Source organism: Psychroflexus aestuariivivens (genome assembly GCF_004010055.1).
In the GTDB taxonomy this organism is placed as follows: domain Bacteria; phylum Bacteroidota; class Bacteroidia; order Flavobacteriales; family Flavobacteriaceae; genus Psychroflexus; species Psychroflexus aestuariivivens.
In genome coordinates this window covers 23,718-40,300 of sequence record NZ_RQVT01000056.1, presented here as the reverse complement: position 1 = coordinate 40,300, position 16,583 = coordinate 23,718, and the positions used below count along the sequence as shown (strand labels likewise).

Annotated in this window: 14 protein-coding genes; 4 read left to right on the top strand and 10 right to left on the bottom strand. The window is 33.3% G+C overall.

Going from position 1 to position 16,583, the window contains the following annotated elements:
- Positions 1 to 168: 168 nt before the first annotated feature.
- Positions 169 to 597 (top strand): Hsp20/alpha crystallin family protein, encoded by a 429-nt coding sequence (locus EIG86_RS11630; protein WP_127846355.1) that lies wholly within the window; start codon positions 169 to 171, stop codon positions 595 to 597.
- 61 nt (positions 598 to 658) lie between these two features.
- Here EIG86_RS11630 and EIG86_RS11625 read toward each other — a convergent pair whose 3' ends face one another.
- From EIG86_RS11625 to EIG86_RS11595, 7 genes are all read right to left on the bottom strand, one after another.
- Positions 659 to 1,171, bottom strand: coding sequence for an NADPH-dependent FMN reductase (locus EIG86_RS11625; protein WP_127846354.1), 513 nt, complete (start codon positions 1,169 to 1,171; stop codon positions 659 to 661).
- Between the two features lie 17 nt (positions 1,172 to 1,188).
- A complete protein-coding gene (locus EIG86_RS11620) occupies positions 1,189 to 2,331 on the bottom strand; it encodes a geranylgeranyl reductase family protein (protein ID WP_127846353.1) in 1,143 nt (380 codons plus the stop codon).
- 35 nt (positions 2,332 to 2,366) lie between these two features.
- The gene (locus EIG86_RS11615) at positions 2,367 to 3,026 is read right to left on the bottom strand and encodes a YggS family pyridoxal phosphate-dependent enzyme (RefSeq protein WP_127846352.1); all 660 of its coding nucleotides are present in this window, start codon (positions 3,024 to 3,026) and stop codon (positions 2,367 to 2,369) included.
- 61 nt (positions 3,027 to 3,087) lie between these two features.
- On the bottom strand, positions 3,088 to 6,687 hold the full coding sequence (locus EIG86_RS11610; protein ID WP_127846351.1) for a PAS domain S-box protein: 3,600 nt from the start codon (positions 6,685 to 6,687) through the stop codon (positions 3,088 to 3,090).
- Positions 6,688 to 6,893: 206 nt separating this feature from the next.
- Positions 6,894 to 8,132 carry a DUF1015 domain-containing protein gene (locus tag EIG86_RS11605; protein ID WP_127846350.1) on the bottom strand — a complete coding sequence of 413 codons (1,239 nt, stop codon included), beginning with the start codon at positions 8,130 to 8,132 and terminating at the stop codon, positions 6,894 to 6,896.
- Positions 8,133 to 8,134: 2 nt separating this feature from the next.
- Positions 8,135 to 9,025, bottom strand: a complete 891-nt coding sequence (locus EIG86_RS11600; RefSeq protein ID WP_127846349.1) for a 3-hydroxybutyryl-CoA dehydrogenase — start codon at positions 9,023 to 9,025, stop codon at positions 8,135 to 8,137.
- A 27-nt stretch (positions 9,026 to 9,052) separates the two neighbouring features.
- Positions 9,053 to 10,018 (bottom strand): Gfo/Idh/MocA family protein, encoded by a 966-nt coding sequence (locus EIG86_RS11595; RefSeq protein WP_127846348.1) that lies wholly within the window; start codon positions 10,016 to 10,018, stop codon positions 9,053 to 9,055.
- A 233-nt stretch (positions 10,019 to 10,251) separates the two neighbouring features.
- On the opposite strand from EIG86_RS11595, the gene EIG86_RS11590 reads away from it, so the two are divergent.
- Together EIG86_RS11590 and EIG86_RS11585 are read left to right on the top strand one after the other, a co-directional pair.
- On the top strand, positions 10,252 to 10,893 hold the full coding sequence (locus tag EIG86_RS11590; RefSeq protein WP_127846347.1) for a protein-L-isoaspartate(D-aspartate) O-methyltransferase: 642 nt from the start codon (positions 10,252 to 10,254) through the stop codon (positions 10,891 to 10,893).
- 4 nt (positions 10,894 to 10,897) lie between these two features.
- On the top strand, positions 10,898 to 12,187 hold the full coding sequence (locus EIG86_RS11585; RefSeq protein ID WP_127846346.1) for a T9SS type A sorting domain-containing protein: 1,290 nt from the start codon (positions 10,898 to 10,900) through the stop codon (positions 12,185 to 12,187).
- A gap of 2 nt (positions 12,188 to 12,189) precedes the next feature.
- Here the strand turns inward: EIG86_RS11585 and EIG86_RS11580 are convergent, their stop codons facing one another.
- Entirely contained in the window at positions 12,190 to 14,676 is a 2,487-nt protein-coding gene (locus tag EIG86_RS11580) for a DUF5686 and carboxypeptidase regulatory-like domain-containing protein (protein WP_127846345.1), read from the bottom strand.
- A gap of 9 nt (positions 14,677 to 14,685) precedes the next feature.
- A complete protein-coding gene (gene smpB / locus EIG86_RS11575; RefSeq protein WP_127846344.1) occupies positions 14,686 to 15,150 on the bottom strand; it encodes an SsrA-binding protein SmpB in 465 nt (154 codons plus the stop codon).
- Positions 15,151 to 15,234: 84 nt separating this feature from the next.
- On the opposite strand from smpB, the gene EIG86_RS11570 reads away from it, so the two are divergent.
- A complete protein-coding gene (locus EIG86_RS11570; RefSeq protein WP_127846343.1) occupies positions 15,235 to 15,987 on the top strand; it encodes a DUF6503 family protein in 753 nt (250 codons plus the stop codon).
- A gap of 2 nt (positions 15,988 to 15,989) precedes the next feature.
- On the opposite strand, the gene EIG86_RS11565 is transcribed toward EIG86_RS11570, so the two are convergent.
- Positions 15,990 to 16,580: a histidine phosphatase family protein gene (locus tag EIG86_RS11565; RefSeq protein WP_127846342.1), complete on the bottom strand. Its 591-nt coding sequence runs from the start codon at positions 16,578 to 16,580 to the stop codon at positions 15,990 to 15,992.
- Positions 16,581 to 16,583 lie beyond the last annotated feature (3 nt).

Genomic DNA, 16,583 nt, shown 5'->3' with positions numbered 1-16,583 from the left:
AAAACAGACAATATGTCGCTTATTTTTCGTTAATAACAGACAAAACGGCAGTAAAAAGCTTGGTTTTATAGTGTAAACTTTTAAAAATCACATCGAAACTTGTCTAAAGAAGGTTTGGTATCTAATTTGACTAATTGAGAGTAAGTTTAACATTAAAAAAAACAAATTATGATACCAGCAAAATTTTCTAATCAGAATCTAAGTTTATTGGATAGATTGTTTAATACAGACTTAATGTCTCCAGATTTTACCGAACCAAATACAACAATGCCTTCGGTAAATATCAAAGAAAACGATGATCGTTTTGAAGTAGAAATGGCAGCTCCAGGTCTAGAGAAAGAAGACTTTAACATCGAATTGAATAATGACGAGTTGCGTATTTCTTCAGAAAAGAAATTTGAAAATGAAGAAAAAGAAGGCGAACGTTTTACTAGAAAAGAATTCAGTTATCAGTCTTTCAAAAGAACTTTTACTTTGCCAACAACTGCTGATGGTGAAAAAATTTCAGCAAATTATGTAAACGGTGTGTTGCGTGTGAGCATTCCTAAAAAGGAAGAAGCTAAACCAAAACCACCAAAGCAAATCACAATCAAATAGTTTTAGAGTTTTTGAATTAGTCAAAAAGGCGCTTTTTTAAGCGTCTTTTTTTGTTTTAAAATCAACCCAAAAGTGAAATTGCAGTATTAATCATCTCTTTTGTTTCTTCATCAAGTTCAATTGTTTCGTGATGCACTTTCATATCAGTTTTGTAAAGTGGTAATTGGCTAACGATTTTAGATTGCATGGTTTGTAAAGATTGTAACAGTGATTTCATAGCAAATTCTCCGCGTGGCTCTTTTGGTGTAAAAGTAATTGGCAATACGCGTTTTTCAGAAAATTCCCCAGAGTGTGTACACCATTCAATCATGTTTTTCAAAACAGCAGGAATGTTGTGCGTATATTCTGGCGTGCTGATGATAACCGCATCAGCATCTTCTAATTTTTGTTTGAAATGTTGAATATTTTCTGGAATTCCAGATTCCAAAAGTTGCGGTGAGAATAATTGAAATTCATCCAAACCTTCGTAAACTTCCATTTGATGTTTATCTTGAATTAATTTCTGAATACTTTTCAACAAATAAAAATTGCTGCTATTTTTACTCGCTGAACCAGAAATGCCAAGAATATTCATGTTTACTCTTTTTTAAATTAAAGTTTCAACTTCAATTTTTGTTTTATTTTTTGTTTGAAATCGGCAGGGTAGGAGCGGTCTCCCATAAAAATATCGGTCATATATTCTGCGGCTCGCTGTCCAAATTTTTTCAAAAGTAAATTTCTAGTGGTTTTATTTTGATAAAATAATTCAGCTAAACGCACGCCGATATTCAGCTCAGGAATTAATTTTTCTTCAAGTTTCGATTGATAAATTTGCTTAGCTTTTTCTAAATCTAAATCGCTTTCAGTAATAGATTTTGCAGCTAAAATTCCACTGTAAATTGCATTGGAAATACCCTCAGCAGTTACAGGATCTGCAAAACCTGCTGCATCACCACACAAAAATACATTTTGCTTAACAAAACCATCTTTTCTAGGTGAAATTGGAATGATAAAGCCATGCGCTTCAGATTCTAAAATTTCAGAAATTCCCAATGTTTTCAAATATGTTTGATAATGAGATTTCAAATCGATTCCCTTTTTGGCTTTCATAAAATTTCCGACACCAATCGATAAATGTTTTGCTTTAGGAAAACACCAGCCATAGCCATAAGGAACAACATCAATATCGAATCTGGCTGAAGTTGATAAACTTTCGAAATCTGCTTCAGGGACTTTTATTTCGTATTCCAAAGCTGGACACATCATTCGCGTTTCTTGCCAACCAGCCATTTTTGAAGTTGGACTTAACGCGCCATCCGCAGCGATTACAAATTTAGTAGTAATTTCTCGTCGACTGGTTTTTAGCTTGGCAATTTCGCCCAATTCCAAAGCTAGTAATTGTTCTTCTTCAAATATCGTTACACCAAGTTTTTCAGCCTTTTTGGTGATCAAATGGTCAAAATCATCGCGCATAATCATGCTGATAATTGGCCTGTCTCTTTTGGTTTTGAAAGCTAATTTCTTAGCATCAAACCTGATGTCAACATCGAAAAATTCTCTTTCTACAGCTTCAGAAATTTCAAATGGAAGATGGCGTCTCCCGCGATACACCAAACCACCGCCACAAGTTTTATAACGTGGTAGTTTTTCTTTTTCAATAATTGCAACTTTTAGATTGCTCTCGGCCAATTCAAAAGCTGCTGAAGCGCCTGCGGGGCCACTGCCAATAATAACGACATCAAATTGTGGATTCATAGAAATTGATGAATTTCAGTAAATGTAAATTAATTTTATTTTCTAGCGCCAAAAATAGAGCTACCAATGCGCACCATATTGCTGCCATGTTCAAGAGCTATTTTGTAGTCGCCACTCATTCCCATAGAAAGCGTGTCGAAATCTGGCATTTCTTGAGAAACTTCGTCGTAAAGTGATTTTAAAACTGAAAATTCTCTGTGAATTTGTGCTTCATCGTCTGTGAAAGTTGCCATTCCCATTAGTCCTTTAAGATTCACATTTTTTAATTCTGAAAGTTTTTCGTCTTTTAGAAAAGCTCTTAACTCTTCTGGTGACATACCGTATTTTGAATCTTCCTCGGCAATTTTCACTTGCAGTAAACAGTTGATAATGCGATCATTTTCTTCAGCACGTTTATTGATTTCCTTGAGCAATTTCATTTTATGAACCGCATGAATTAAATTCACATAAGGCGCCATATATTTTACTTTGTTGGTTTGGACATGCCCAACCATATGCCACTGAATGTCTTTTGGTAAAGCTTCCGACTTGTCAGTCATTTCTTGAACTTTATTTTCACCAAAATTACGCTGCCCAGCATCGTAGGCTTCCATCAAATCCTGGTTAGGTTTGGTTTTTGAAACTGCAACTAAATCAACATTTTCGCCTAATTCTGCTTTAAATTCTTTGATTTTTTCTGAAATGGAAAATTCCATAAATTATTTTTTATTTCAAAGATAATCGAAAAATAAAGCTTTATGTCTGTGAAAGCGATATTTAAACATTATCAAATTTTTGTGTGCGATGTACGATTTCGTGAATAATTTCATCAAGTGATTTTGCAGATACTGCAATCATGGATAAAATTTCTTTCATTTCATTTTTATCCTCGATGACATCTTCTAAAAGATCAACTAAAGCCATAATTTTAGTAAGTGGTGCTCTCACTTCGTGAGATTGTTTCCAAGCGATATCTTTTAGGGCTTTGTTTTGGGCTTCGATCGCAAGAATATGCTTTTGTCTTTCAGTCACATCTCTTGCTACACCATAGATTTGGTGATCTTCTTTGGAATGGCTAAACGTCCAATTCAGGAACATTATTTCTCCATTTTTATCTTGAAACCTATTTTGTAATTGAATTTTGGATTGATAAACTGATTTTTTCAAAAGCTTGTTGAATTCTTCAGAAGAATCTTCCTTATGAATAAAATCTTGAAGTTTCATATTGAATAATTCTTCTTCAGCATGCCCAAGTAATTTGCATCCGTTTTTATTCATTTTTTTGATTTGACCATTTTCATCAATAACACAAATAATATCGGGAACTGTCGCAAAAACTTTGTTCAAGTTATCTTCAATTTTTTTACGGTTTATTTCTCCGCCCAAAGTTGACTGTAAACTGTTTATGTAGAATTTTAAATTGCTTATATCAATATAAGTTTGTTTCAAGCCAAAAATAAAAACAGCGACTACATTATTATTATATATAACTGGCAAGCCAATAAGTTTTTTGATGCCTGATTTATCAAAGATTTTCTTTCTTAATAAATTTTTGTTTTCCGGGCTATTATTGATGGAAACAATTTCTTGTCTTTCCCAAACAATACCTGGTAAACCTTCACCTTTTTCATAAATATGTTCGTGGCTAGTTTCTTTATAAAATTCTTCGCTTCCTAATTCTTCTGAATAATGATTAATTAAACTTATTTTAGTTTGATCGTTATTTGTAAGCCAAACTTCTGCCAAATGAAAGTCCGAAAGTCTAGAAAAATACTTTAGTACTTTTTTTAAAGTTCTCTTTAAAGTTTTGGTCTGGTTGAAAATCTGACTGATTTCTATCTTTATTAAATCTCTGATTTCTTTTTGCTTCTGCTTAGTAACATCTCGTTCTATAGCAATTAAATGAGTGAATTCTCCTTTTTGATTTTTAACCCCGTTTATTTTAAAATTTATCCAAAACGGATCTCCATTTTTTTTATAATTAATTGTAGTTAATTCTGTAGAATGGGATTTTTCTAAATCTTTTCTTACCTTATCAAGACCTTCTCTGTTGGTTTCTGGTCCTTGCAAAATTCGGGGTGTTTTACCTATAACTTCAGCTTCTTTATAACCAGTCATTTTTGTAAAAGCTTGGTTTACATATACAATTCTTGGGCCAGGTTCAGAAATCGGATTTGCTTCTGTAATCAAGACAGCGTCTGTGCTATTTTCTATGGCACTTTCCAATAATAATTGTTTTTCACGGGCTTGGTGTTCCAAGGTTATGTCTCTTAGAATACCAATAGTGCAGTCTGCTTTTCCATCAGGTGTTCTAAGTATATATCCAAAACATTTTACGTATGCATAGTCACCTTTTGCATACCGAAATCTAAAATTTGCTTGCCATCTTTTTTTGTTTTTTTCTATGGCATTCTTAATTGTATCTTTTAGGTATTGCTTGTCTTCTGGGTGGCAATTATTCCAAAAAAAATCAGGACTTTGTAGAGAACTTGGATTTTCATATCCAAAGCAAGATTTTAAACTATCTTTCCAAAATATTTTATTTTCGTTGAGTTGCCAGTTGAAAATGACATCCTTTGTTGCTAAGTTGACGTATTTATAAGTTTTAAGATTGTCTTTAATGACTTTTTGTCTTTTATTATTTTGGAAAATTACGCTCAAAAGTGAAGCGCTTCTTTTGAAAAAAAGTAATTCTTTTTTAGATGGCTTTCTTGGAGTTTTATAATAGATTGCAAATGTAGAAATCACTTTTTTATTTTCTCCAAAAATTGGTGTAGACCAGCAAGAACGGTAGCCAAAAGGTAGTATAAGATGTTTGAAATCTTCCCAATTTTTATGAGTGTTGATGTCTTCTGCAATGATAGTTTGTCCTGAAAAAGCTGACGCGCCGCACGAACCAATGTTTTTGCCAATCTCAACCCCATCAATCATGTCGTGGTATGCTTTTGGCATAGAAGGAGAAGACAACGGTTTTATTTTTTTATCTATAATATTTTGAATGCTAATGTGCATCTCAGGAAAAATATTTTCTAAATCTTTCAAATATTCATCCAAAGATGTTTTAAAGTCAAATTGTTGATTGATGATATTAGTTAAAAGTTGAGTTTCAGCACTTTCAATCTTAGATTGTAATTCTGCTTCACCAACGTTAACCGCTGTTCCAATTATACATTTTCTGCCTTTGTAATCTATAATTGAAGCTGAAAACTGATGAGGTATCAATTTTCCACTTTTGATTTGTAAATTGGTTTTGACTGAAGTTTGACCTTTTGTCCTGACTTTGTTTATATGCTTTTGAATAAGATTTTTTGAATATTCATTAAAAAAATCTAGAGGTTTCATCTTTTTGATTTCAAAAGGCTTATAACCAGTGACTACTTCTAATTTGTTATTCCAAAGTATGAAATTTTGATCTTCATCGATAAGATATAAAATATTCGGTAAATTCTTTATAATATCACGATTGAAAATTTGTTCTTGAGATAGCTGAATTTCATTATTTCTTTGCTGAGTTACATCCAGCATGATTCCTCTTAAGGTAAGTCGGTCATTTTCGTTCTTGAAAACTTGTACTCTGTCTTGGATCCATTTGTAATCTCCACTTTTGGTTAGCATCCTGTAAGTAAAAATATGATTTCGTCTATGTTTTACCTCATTTTTACAAAAATCAATAGCCCAATTTCTATCTTCCGGATGTAAGTGATTTTCCCAAAAATCTTTGTCTGTAATCCATTTTTCAGTTTCATACCCCAGTATTTTTTTAGCTTGAGGACTTACATATGTATTTTGAAATGTTTCAGCATCAGCTTCCCACAAAATACCGTCAACAGGTGTTTTGTCTATGAAATTATGATAAAGATTGGCATCTTCTTTAAGCTTGTCAGACTTGATTTTTAAATCGGCTTCAGCGGCTTTCAGTTCAATAATTTTAGTGATTTGCTTGGCAATAGTTTGCAAGTATTTCAGTTTCTTATCTGAAATTTGATTGGGTTTTTTGTCTAAAACACATAAAGTGCCTAAAATGATTCCAGAACTGGTTTTGAGCTTTACACCAGCGTAAAATTCAATTTCTGTTTTAGGAATGGTTTTTTCATAAAAATTACATGCTTTGATATCGTTTATGACAAGATTTTCTTTGTTGTCAATAATTAAGTTTTGGCAAATCGTATTTGAAATAGAAATACTAGTTTTAGAAACTCCAAATGCAGATTTACAATATAAGTTTAAATCTCCAAAAAACGAAAGCACACAAATCGGAATTTCACAAATTTCAGAAGCAAGTTCAGTCAAATCGTCGAAATCAGAATTTTTTCCTGTATTCAAAAGATTTAAACTTTCTAAATAGTGAAGCCTGTTTTTATCGTTAAATAACTGCATTGGTAAGCCTGATTAATTTAAATTTACTTTATTAAATTTTCCACTGATTTTATACACGCTAACCAAATGTTTTCATTGAAAATTGTATATTAAACGGATTCTAAATTAAGGATAATATGGCGAAAAACAAGACGTGGATTTCACTTTTTTTGCTATTTAAAGCTAAAAATTATGAATACTTGATAATGTGCTGAAAGTGAATTCCTTTAAAACTCGTAGATAGAAATACCACTTCTCAATTTTGGTTCGATATAGGTTGTTTTTGGTGGCATGACCAAGCCTTCATCGGCAATGGTTTTGATATCCTTTATCGTGACTGGAAACATTCCAAAACCAACTTGGTATTTTCCTTGGTCTACTGCACCTTTGACATAAGCCATATCTTTTTGACTTTGTGCATAAGATAATCTTGGGCTGTTTTTCAAATTTTCTATACCGAGAATTGGCTTCAAAATTGTATCGTATAAAATTTGAGCATCCAATTCTGATAGTGCATCTTCAAAATTATAGCTCTTTTTTCTTAATTTTAATGCATAAAAATCACCATCCAAATACATGCTGAAGTGATGTTTTTGGCTAGGCTTGTAGTAATGTTGTTTTAAATTTTCTATTTTATAATTCGCATCTAGTTTAATCAGAAATTCGTCCTTAGTCAAACCATTCAAATCTTTTACCAATCGGTTGAATTCGTAGATTTTTAGTTGGCTTTCTGGAATGAAGAATCCCATAAAAAAATTGTAGGCTTCTTCACCAGTATGCTTTGGGTTGTCCTTTGCAAGCGATTGTTTCAAAGCTACTGATGACGAACTTCTGTGATGACCATCTGCAATATAAAAATGACTCATCTTTTGAAATTCAGAACAGATAGTTTCAATCATATCTTTTTGATCAATAACCCAAAAATAATGTGTTTCGTGAGAAGTGGTTGTGAATTCATATTCAGCACGATTTGCCATTAAATTTTTGGCAATATTTTCTATTTCAGAATTATCGGGATAAGTAAGTAAAACTGGATCTGCATTGAAATGAACTGTTTTTAAATATTCTGTAAAAACTTCTGTTTTTTCTGAAATCGTATTTTCATGTTTTTTAATAAGATCGTTTTCGTAGTCTTCAACACTCGCAGCACCAACTATTCCTATAAATTCAACTTCATTTCTATGAACGATTTTGTGTAGGTAAAAACAAGCACTTTCATCTTGTTTGAAGTTGCAATCTTCCTTAAATTCTTCAAACCGATTTTTAACTAAATTGAATCGTTCTTCACCAGAAATTTCAGTATGATATTTATAACCTGGATTTACGATATGCAAAAATGAATAGGGATTGTGGTCTAGTCTTGCTTCTCGTTCCGATTTAGAATAACTTTCATACGGACGAGAAGCAATTAGACTCACTTTATCACGCGTAGGACGCGTTGCTTTGAATGGGATGACTTTCGGCATTCTTAGCTTGTGAATTGTTCAGATACTTTTTCTGCCTTTTTGCTTTCGCTATAGTCGTAAAAACCTTCTCCAGATTTTACACCCATTTTACCCGCACGAACCATATTCACTAATAGTGGGCAAGGCGCATATTTTGGGTTTTTGAATCCGTCGTACATGACTTCCAAAATAGATAAACAAACGTCTAGACCAATGAAATCTGCCAATTGAAGTGGTCCCATTGGGTGAGCCATACCAAGTTTCATCACGGTGTCAATTTCTTTGACACCAGCGACGTTGTTGTACAAAGTTTCAACCGCTTCGTTGATCATTGGCATTAAGATTCTATTGGCTACAAATCCTGGATAATCATTGACTTCTGTTGGTACTTTTTTCAAGTTTTTGGACAATTCAACAATAGTACTTGTAGTTTCGTCACTGGTATTGTAACCGCGAATAATTTCAACCAATTTCATAATCGGCACAGGATTCATAAAGTGCATTCCGATGACTTGCTTAGGTCTGTTCGTTACGGCTGCTATTTTTGTAATCGGAATCGAACTTGTGTTACTCGCTAAAATTGTTTCATCTGGACAAACTTTATCCAATTCTCTGAAAATATCTAATTTTATTTTTTCGTTTTCAGTTGCTGCTTCCACTACTAAACCCGCATATTCTGCACCTTTAGCCATATCTGTGTAAGTTGTGATATTGCTTAAAGTTCGGTTTTTATCATCTTCAGAGATTTTTTCTTTAGCGACCATCCTGTCTAAATTTTTGGTGATCGTAGCAATACCTTTATCTAAACTTTCTTTCGAAATATCGATTAAACTTACCTTATAATCAAATTGAGCAAACGTATGTGCAATGCCATTTCCCATAGTTCCTGCACCTATAATCGCAATATTTTTCATAGTTATAAAATTTATGATTGTGTATGTTTATTTTTCAAATGCTTCAATAACCTGTATGGCGACACGCAAGGCTTCAGTGGCTTGTTCTAAAGTCACAATTGGCTCGGTGTCATTATTTATTGCATCGGCAAAAGTTTCCAATTCATCTAAAATCGCATTGTTGACTTTAATGTCGGGATTGTCAAAATAAATTTGCTTTTTGACGCCTTCTGCATTCTGCAAAATCATATCGAAATCACCAGGCTCCTCAGGCGCATCTTTCATTTTGACCACCTCAGTTACTTTTTCCAAAAAATCTACTGAAATATAAGCATCTCTTTGGAAAAATCTGGATTTACGCATATTTTTCAAAGAAATTCGACTAGCGGTTAAATTTGCCACGCAAGAATTTTCAAACTCAATCCTAGCATTTGCAATATCTGGTGTTTCAGAAATTACAGAAACGCCACTGGCATTTACTTTTTTCACTTTAGAATCGACAATACTCAAAATAGCATCGATATCGTGAATCATCAAATCTAAAACCACCGGAACATCAGTACCACGCGGATTGAACTCAGCCAAACGATGCGTTTCGATGAACATCGGCTGGTCTATTTTGTCAATTGCTGCACGAAATGCAGGATTGAATCGTTCCACATGTCCAACCTGTCCTTTGACTTTGTTTTCTTTTGCCAAACGAATTAATTCTGCGGCTTCAGCAACAGTGTTGGTAATTGGTTTTTCTATAAAGACATGAACACCAGATTGTATAGCTTTTTTTGCCATGACAAAGTGAGATAATGTTGGTGTGACAATGTCAATAACATCAACAGATTTTAATAATTCATCATAATCTTCAAAATGTTGATAACCGAATTCTTTTTCTATATTGGTGGCAGATGTAGCATTGGTATCATGAAAACCAATTAAATTGTATTTTTTTGATTCCTTGAGCAATCTCAGATGAATTTTACCAAGATGACCTGCGCCTAAAACCCCTACTTTTAGCATAAAATTTATGGTTTTTCACAAAAGTAACATTTCTTTTTAAGTTAAAGTTGTTTCTAAAGCCTTATCAAGTCATTTTTGAACATATTAAAACTCCGAAGCTTTATTTTTAATTTACTTTCAGCTTTGTTGAACTAAATTCAAGATAAAAATAAACGTAAAATCGATGTTTAATAAGTTAAACTCTTTAGGATTTTTTTCTAATTTTACTCTCGCAATTAAAATAAGTTAAAGCATTGGAAGACAGTTATCGGCAGCAAGGAAAGCGAAAAATACTAGTAGAACAAATTCGAGAAAAAGGCATTAAAGACGAAAAAGTATTGGCAGCAATTAACGCTATACCGCGACATTTATTTATGGATAGTAGTTTTGAAGATCATGCGTATCAAGACAAAGCCTTTCCAATCGCTGCAGGGCAAACGATTTCTCAACCTTATACGGTTGCTTTTCAAACTGAATTATTGCAAGTGAAATCTGGCGAAAAAATTTTGGAAGTCGGAACAGGAAGTGGTTACCAAGCGGCAGCACTTTGTGAACTTGGCGCTAAAGTTTATACCATCGAGCGTCAATTGGAACTTTATAAAAAAACCAAAAATTTTCTTCAAAAAATCGGCTATCGACCAAAATACATGAGTTTTGGAGATGGTTATAAAGGTTTACCGGAATTTGCGCCTTTCGATAAAATTATTGTAACAGCTGGCGCACCTTACATTCCTAAAGCACTTCTATCACAACTAAAAGTTGGCGGCAGAATGGTGATTCCTGTTGGTGAAGATCCACAAATTATGACTCTCCTAAAGCGTCAATCTGTCAAAAAATTTGAAAAAGAAACATTTGGTGAATTTCGTTTTGTACCTTTATTAGAAGATAAAGCTTGAAGCTATGAAATCACTTTTTGTACTATTAATATTTTCAGTTTCTCTTCAAATACAAGCACAAAATTACACCAGTTTTAAAGTCGGAAGCGGAAACGATATTTCGACAAATCCAGAATTTGGTATTTGCCTGATGGGCGGAGCAACTGAAAACGACAATGCCATGCAGTGGCTTTTGAATCGTGCAGATTCTGGTGATGTTTTAGTTTTGAGAACTTCTGGCAGCGATGGCTATAATGATTACATGATGAACCAATTGGGCGTTAACCTGAATTCAGTTGAAACGCTTGTGATTCATAATGAAAATGCTGCAGCAGACAATTATGTATTGAATGCTATTGCTCAAGCAGAAGTCATTTGGTTTGCTGGTGGCGACCAGGCAGATTATGTAAATTTTTTCAAGGACAACGCTATTGAAGATTTACTCGATGCACACATTAACACAAAACAAGCGCCAATTGGTGGAACTAGTGCTGGAATGGCAATCCTAGGTGAGTTTTATTTCGATGCACTCAACGGAACCGTGACTTCTTCAGAAGCGATGTCCGATCCAATGGCAGATGAAGTTTCCATAGGTAAAAGCGATTTTTTAGATTTACCTTTCCTAAGTCAGACCATTACGGATACGCATTACGATAATCCTGATCGTCGTGCGCGTCATACCGTTTTCCTCTCTAGAATTGTTGCAGAAACTGGTGAACGTGCTTTTGGAATTGGAGTTGAAGAATATACTGCCGTTGTTATTGATGAAACTGGCCAAGCTTCAGTTTTTGGTGATTTCCCAAATTTTGATGATTTTGCTTATTTCATACAAGCGAATTGTCTGATAGATTTTCAACCAGAAACATTGATGGAAAACACTGCATTGACTTGGGATTTGAACAATGAAGCCGTTAAAGCTTACAAAATTTCAGGAACTAGCGATGCAACAAACACTTTCAACCTGAATAGTTGGCTTTCAGGAAGTGGTGGAAGTAGGGAAAATTGGTGGGTTAATCAAGGTGAATTCTTTTCAGAAAATGGAAATGCAATTGACTGCGAAGATTTGAGCATTCCTGAAACAGAACGGATTTCTTTCACAATTAGTCCAAATCCTTTTGAAAATTCAATTAATATTCAAACAAAAGCTGAAATACAAAGTCTTGAAGTCTTTAATTTAAAAGGGCAAAAACTCTTAGCATTTTATAGTCCAAATTACTATCAGTTCGATTTGAATACTTTGAATTCAGGAATCTATTTGATGAAAATTTCTACTTCATTAAATCAACAAATAATCAAGCGAATTATCAAAGAATAACTTTATAAATCGCCGATAAAATTCAATCCAAATATAAATGCTCCACTTTGCCAACCGCCTTGGTAAGGTTTGACGTAATCTATTCTGAAAAATCTAATCTGACCAAAACCTAAGTTGTCCAAACCTAAAGAGAATTCTGAGTATGGCTTGTTGTTGGCCGTAAATAGCGATTTCGCTCCAGCAATCAGATTGAAATTCAATTTATTCAACAACGGGATTTTATTTAAAATATAGCCATTAAAATTATGTTCGAAATGTACATCTGCATAATTTTCGTTTGTCGACAACGCATAGTAGGGCAGAAGGTTGAATTTGTTCAAATAATTTGTAGAAGAACCAATTCGAGTTTGATTGCCATCAAAATGCTTGTAATCTAAAAATGAAATGTCATCTGCATTGAAAAATAATCCTCCGTTCAAACTATAAGCAAAGTTTCCAAATCTTGAAATATCAAAATCATGCGTAATTCTGGTTTTCAAAACATCAAAATTGTAATCGCTAATATCCGATAGAAATCCCTTTTGGTAATTGAAACTCAACACAGGGTATTTGTTGCTGTAGTTATTGTATTTGCCATTTGGCGTCAATGTGTAAGTTTGGTTAAAATGAATTCTACCGCTCAGATTAAACTTTAGAATATTGTGTGAAGGGAAAAGTTTGGATCCAAAATCGAGTGGTGCTAATGGATTATTAGAAGTGAAACCGCCATTATCATCACCGATTATTTGTGAATTTGTCGCATTAATCAATGCTTTTCTGCGTTGAAATTCTAAACCAGTATTCAACTGAATGCCGTTCCAAAACTCTTCGCTGTAAGCAACACGAGCGAAAATTTTATCATATAATTTCAGATAATTTCTTTCAAAAAACACTGAAGCTACAGACGAAACCAAAGGACTAATCGGATTGGTGTTGTTGATTTGTTCTGTTTTTATTCCACCAGAAATAGTAAGGTAAGGATCAGAAAAATTATTGAATTTTTTTCTAAAAGTTGCTGAAGTACGAAAGCGTTCGTCTGAAAATCCATAACTGATATCGCTTCTTATTTCCCAAAATTTCCGATACGTGCCAGCGGTATCTTTTTGCCTGTAATATAAATCTGTGTTGATGTTGAATCCTTGAACTGTGTTGTATCTTAAGCCAGTCAATCCGCCAAAACCTGCTTCTTGATGTGTAAATGAATTTTGCCAATTATATCCTAAAATAGGATCTAGCAATTTGAATTTATTTCGAGCCGTGTCCACAGAATCTTTGTACGCAGGAGAATTCCACACAGTTTGAATACTGTCTTTTCTTTGATAATCTCTAACCTCTAAATTAGTCAATGGTATCGGACGATTGCGTTCCCAATACAAGCTGTCTTTTTGATTGGCATTTTCTTCGAAAGTGACCACCGCTTTGTTGAAAAAATCCTCTTCAAAATTCGGTTCAAAATCATAATTTTTATAAGATGCCACGAAATTACCTTCTCCAGAAATACCAAATATTTTCCAATTGAAATCAATTTTTTGAGAAAACAACACCCAAAATTCATTTGCTTCACTATAAGTGAAAGTTTGGTTGAAATTAATTTCTTCAACCACTTCAACTTGAATAGATTTTCCAGTAGTTTTCAATTCCACACCATAAATTTCCCAAGTGTCTTCTATAATATAGATATAACCACTGAAAACGATGTCATTTGGTCGTTTTGGAATTACTTTCACCTTGTTGATTAAAAATCCATTATCATCATAAAACGTTCCTTCTAATTTGTAGTCATAATAATTGAAAGCAAAATTAGCAATTGGCGACACGAGGTTTTTACCTAAATCCACCGTGTTTCTGTAAAAAGACACATCAAAATCTTGTGCAGAATTGAAACTGAATCCATTGTCATTACCACTAACTTTAGAAGCGATTATGTTTTCCTTGAATCGATCAGGACTTTGATAAGCAATGTCAGATACGGTTTCGCTGAGGTAAACCACGCCACTTCTAGTAGAATCTAAACTTCCACCCATATCGCCAACTTCCTGACCCATAATTTTTTCAGGAACATTTTCAACTTCCCATAAACCTTTGGAATAAAACTCTGCTTTAAATTGTTGGATTCTAGCCAAGTTTTTTTTGCGCTCTGCAATGGCATTTTGAATAATTCTAATAGCTGGATCTTCATCATTTTGAATCACAACATCATCTAAACTCGTGACTTTATCGATCATTTCAACTTCTAAATATTCAGTTGAATTTTCTGAAGTGACTTCAATTTTTTGAGTTTCAAAACCTAAAAACTTAAAAATAATGAGACTTTTATCTTCAATATCAATATTCAATCTGAACTCGCCATTTTTGTTGGTTGTCGTTCCATTAAAGGTATTGTCTTCATAAACATTTACATTTTGCAAAGGATTGCCAACAGTATCTGTCACTTTTCCAGATATTTGCGAAAAGCTTGATATTGAAATCAATAAGATTAGGACGAGGCTAAAGTTTTTCAGAAAATCCATAAGTAAATTTTAGGTATTGTACGTTTTATTAATGCGTCCTAATTTTCGTTTGGCGTCGCGGTCTTTGATGGTTTCACGTTTGTCATGGAGTTTTTTACCTTTACACAAAGCAATTTGCATTTTTGCAAAACCACGGTCGTTAAGGAACATTCGTAGCGGAATAATAGTTAGTCCAGAATTTTTAACTTCTTTGTGTAGTTTGCGCAATTCTTGTTTATTAAGAAGTAATTTTCTGGCACTTTTGGGATCGTGATTGAAATGCGTGGCATGAGAATATTCTTGAACATGCATATTAATAACGAAAAGTTCACCTTTTTCATTAAATTCACAAAAGCTTTCTGTAATCGTTGCTTTGCCTTCCCGAATCGATTTTATTTCGGTACCGGCTAAAACAATACCTGCAGTGAATTTATCCAAGATTTCATATTGAAATCTGGCTTTTTTGTTTTTTATATTGATTTTATTCTTTGTCATTATTCTTTTTAATTTAGCCAAAAATAAGATTTTGAAAGGTAAATCTAAATCTAACGACCAAGTTTATAACCAAATTCCATGATAATGAAATATTTTGCGGCTTTTAGTATTTTTTTATTACTCTCTTGTTCAGATTCAGAAGAAATCGAAAACAAGCTTTCTGAAATTATTGTCGAAAAGGCGATTGAATATTCAGGAAAACAGAAATTGAATTCACATGAATTGGAATTTGATTTTCGCGATTATCACTATAAATCTGTGCCAAATTGTAATGGTTTTACACTTTCTAGAATTCAACACGAATCTAAAGTAAAAGATGTTTTGAAAAATGGAAAATTGACGCGTTATCGAAACGATTCAATCGTAGAATTGGCTGATTCTACAGCTTTTAAATACAAAGAGTCATTAAATTCGGTACATTATTTTATGCAATTGCCACTTAGGCTTCAAGATCAAGCGGTGAATAAAAAGTATATAGGCAAAGATACAATCGAAAACAAAATTTACTATAAAATACAAATTACTTTCGACGAAAAAGACGGCGGTGAAGATTTTCAAGATGTTTTTCAATATTGGTTCGAAAATGAAACCTTTTCTATGGATTATTTGGCGTATTCATTTATGACAAATGGCGGCGGTTTGCGATTCAGAAAAGCCATCAATCCTAGAGAAATCGACGGCGTAAAATTTCAGGATTACGAAAATTACAAGCCAAAATCTGATACAGCAAAACTTTCAGAATTAAGTAAACACTATAAAAATGATGAGTTAGAATTGCTTTCAAAAATTGAAAACGAGAATATTCAATTGAAACCTAAAAAATTGGATTGTGAATGAAGCTATTCCATAGTTTCACCATTCATTTTAAGCTGAAAGACTGAATCTTTAACTTTCAAATCTTTGGTAATTTCAACTTGGAAAATGGTGTTGTAATTGTCTTCATCTAAATTTTCATACTTTTTTGATTGCAAAATTTCATTGACGAATCTTGGGTTGGTATTGCTGTGGCCAACAATCAAAACATTTTTTCCATAAGTATTTTTCCAAAATTCTTTGGTAAATAAAGTGTCCGCATTGGGATCAAAATCTTCTATGCGAGAGCGGTAGTAATGCGCAGTTGGTATAATTGTTTGCAAATTCCGTTTGTAACTTGTGGCATACAAAGCATCTAAATTTTTCTTTTTGAAAAATTCTGAAATAAAAGCGGCGCGCTCCAATCCTTTGTCTGTCAATTCTGGATCGTCGTTTTTAGGATCGGAGGTGTCTTTTTCGGCATGTCTGACGAAATAATATAAGGTTGACTTTGGTGTTTCAGTTTCAGAATCTGGAATATCGAACTGAAAATTTGAAATTTCTTTATCGTTGTTTTTATCACTTTTGCAAGACATAATGAAGAGGCTTAAAATGCTGAGTATCAAAATTTGTTTCATGAA

Excerpts from the sequence above, each read along its gene's own strand:
- EIG86_RS11630 (WP_127846355.1), top strand. The coding sequence starts at position 169 with ATGATACCAGCAAAATTTTCTAATCAGAATCTAAGTTTATTGGATAGA.
- EIG86_RS11625 (WP_127846354.1), bottom strand. The coding sequence starts at position 1,171 with ATGAATATTCTTGGCATTTCTGGTTCAGCGAGTAAAAATAGCAGCAAT.
- EIG86_RS11620 (WP_127846353.1), bottom strand. The coding sequence starts at position 2,331 with ATGAATCCACAATTTGATGTCGTTATTATTGGCAGTGGCCCCGCAGGC.
- EIG86_RS11615 (WP_127846352.1), bottom strand. The coding sequence starts at position 3,026 with ATGGAATTTTCCATTTCAGAAAAAATCAAAGAATTTAAAGCAGAATTA.
- EIG86_RS11610 (WP_127846351.1), bottom strand. The coding sequence starts at position 6,687 with ATGCAGTTATTTAACGATAAAAACAGGCTTCACTATTTAGAAAGTTTA.
- EIG86_RS11605 (WP_127846350.1), bottom strand. The coding sequence starts at position 8,132 with ATGCCGAAAGTCATCCCATTCAAAGCAACGCGTCCTACGCGTGATAAA.
- EIG86_RS11600 (WP_127846349.1), bottom strand. The coding sequence starts at position 9,025 with ATGAAAAATATTGCGATTATAGGTGCAGGAACTATGGGAAATGGCATT.
- EIG86_RS11595 (WP_127846348.1), bottom strand. The coding sequence starts at position 10,018 with ATGCTAAAAGTAGGGGTTTTAGGCGCAGGTCATCTTGGTAAAATTCAT.
- EIG86_RS11585 (WP_127846346.1), top strand. The coding sequence starts at position 10,898 with ATGAAATCACTTTTTGTACTATTAATATTTTCAGTTTCTCTTCAAATA.
- EIG86_RS11580 (WP_127846345.1), bottom strand. The coding sequence starts at position 14,676 with ATGGATTTTCTGAAAAACTTTAGCCTCGTCCTAATCTTATTGATTTCA.
- smpB (WP_127846344.1), bottom strand. The coding sequence starts at position 15,150 with ATGACAAAGAATAAAATCAATATAAAAAACAAAAAAGCCAGATTTCAA.
- EIG86_RS11570 (WP_127846343.1), top strand. The coding sequence starts at position 15,235 with ATGAAATATTTTGCGGCTTTTAGTATTTTTTTATTACTCTCTTGTTCA.
- EIG86_RS11565 (WP_127846342.1), bottom strand. The coding sequence starts at position 16,580 with ATGAAACAAATTTTGATACTCAGCATTTTAAGCCTCTTCATTATGTCT.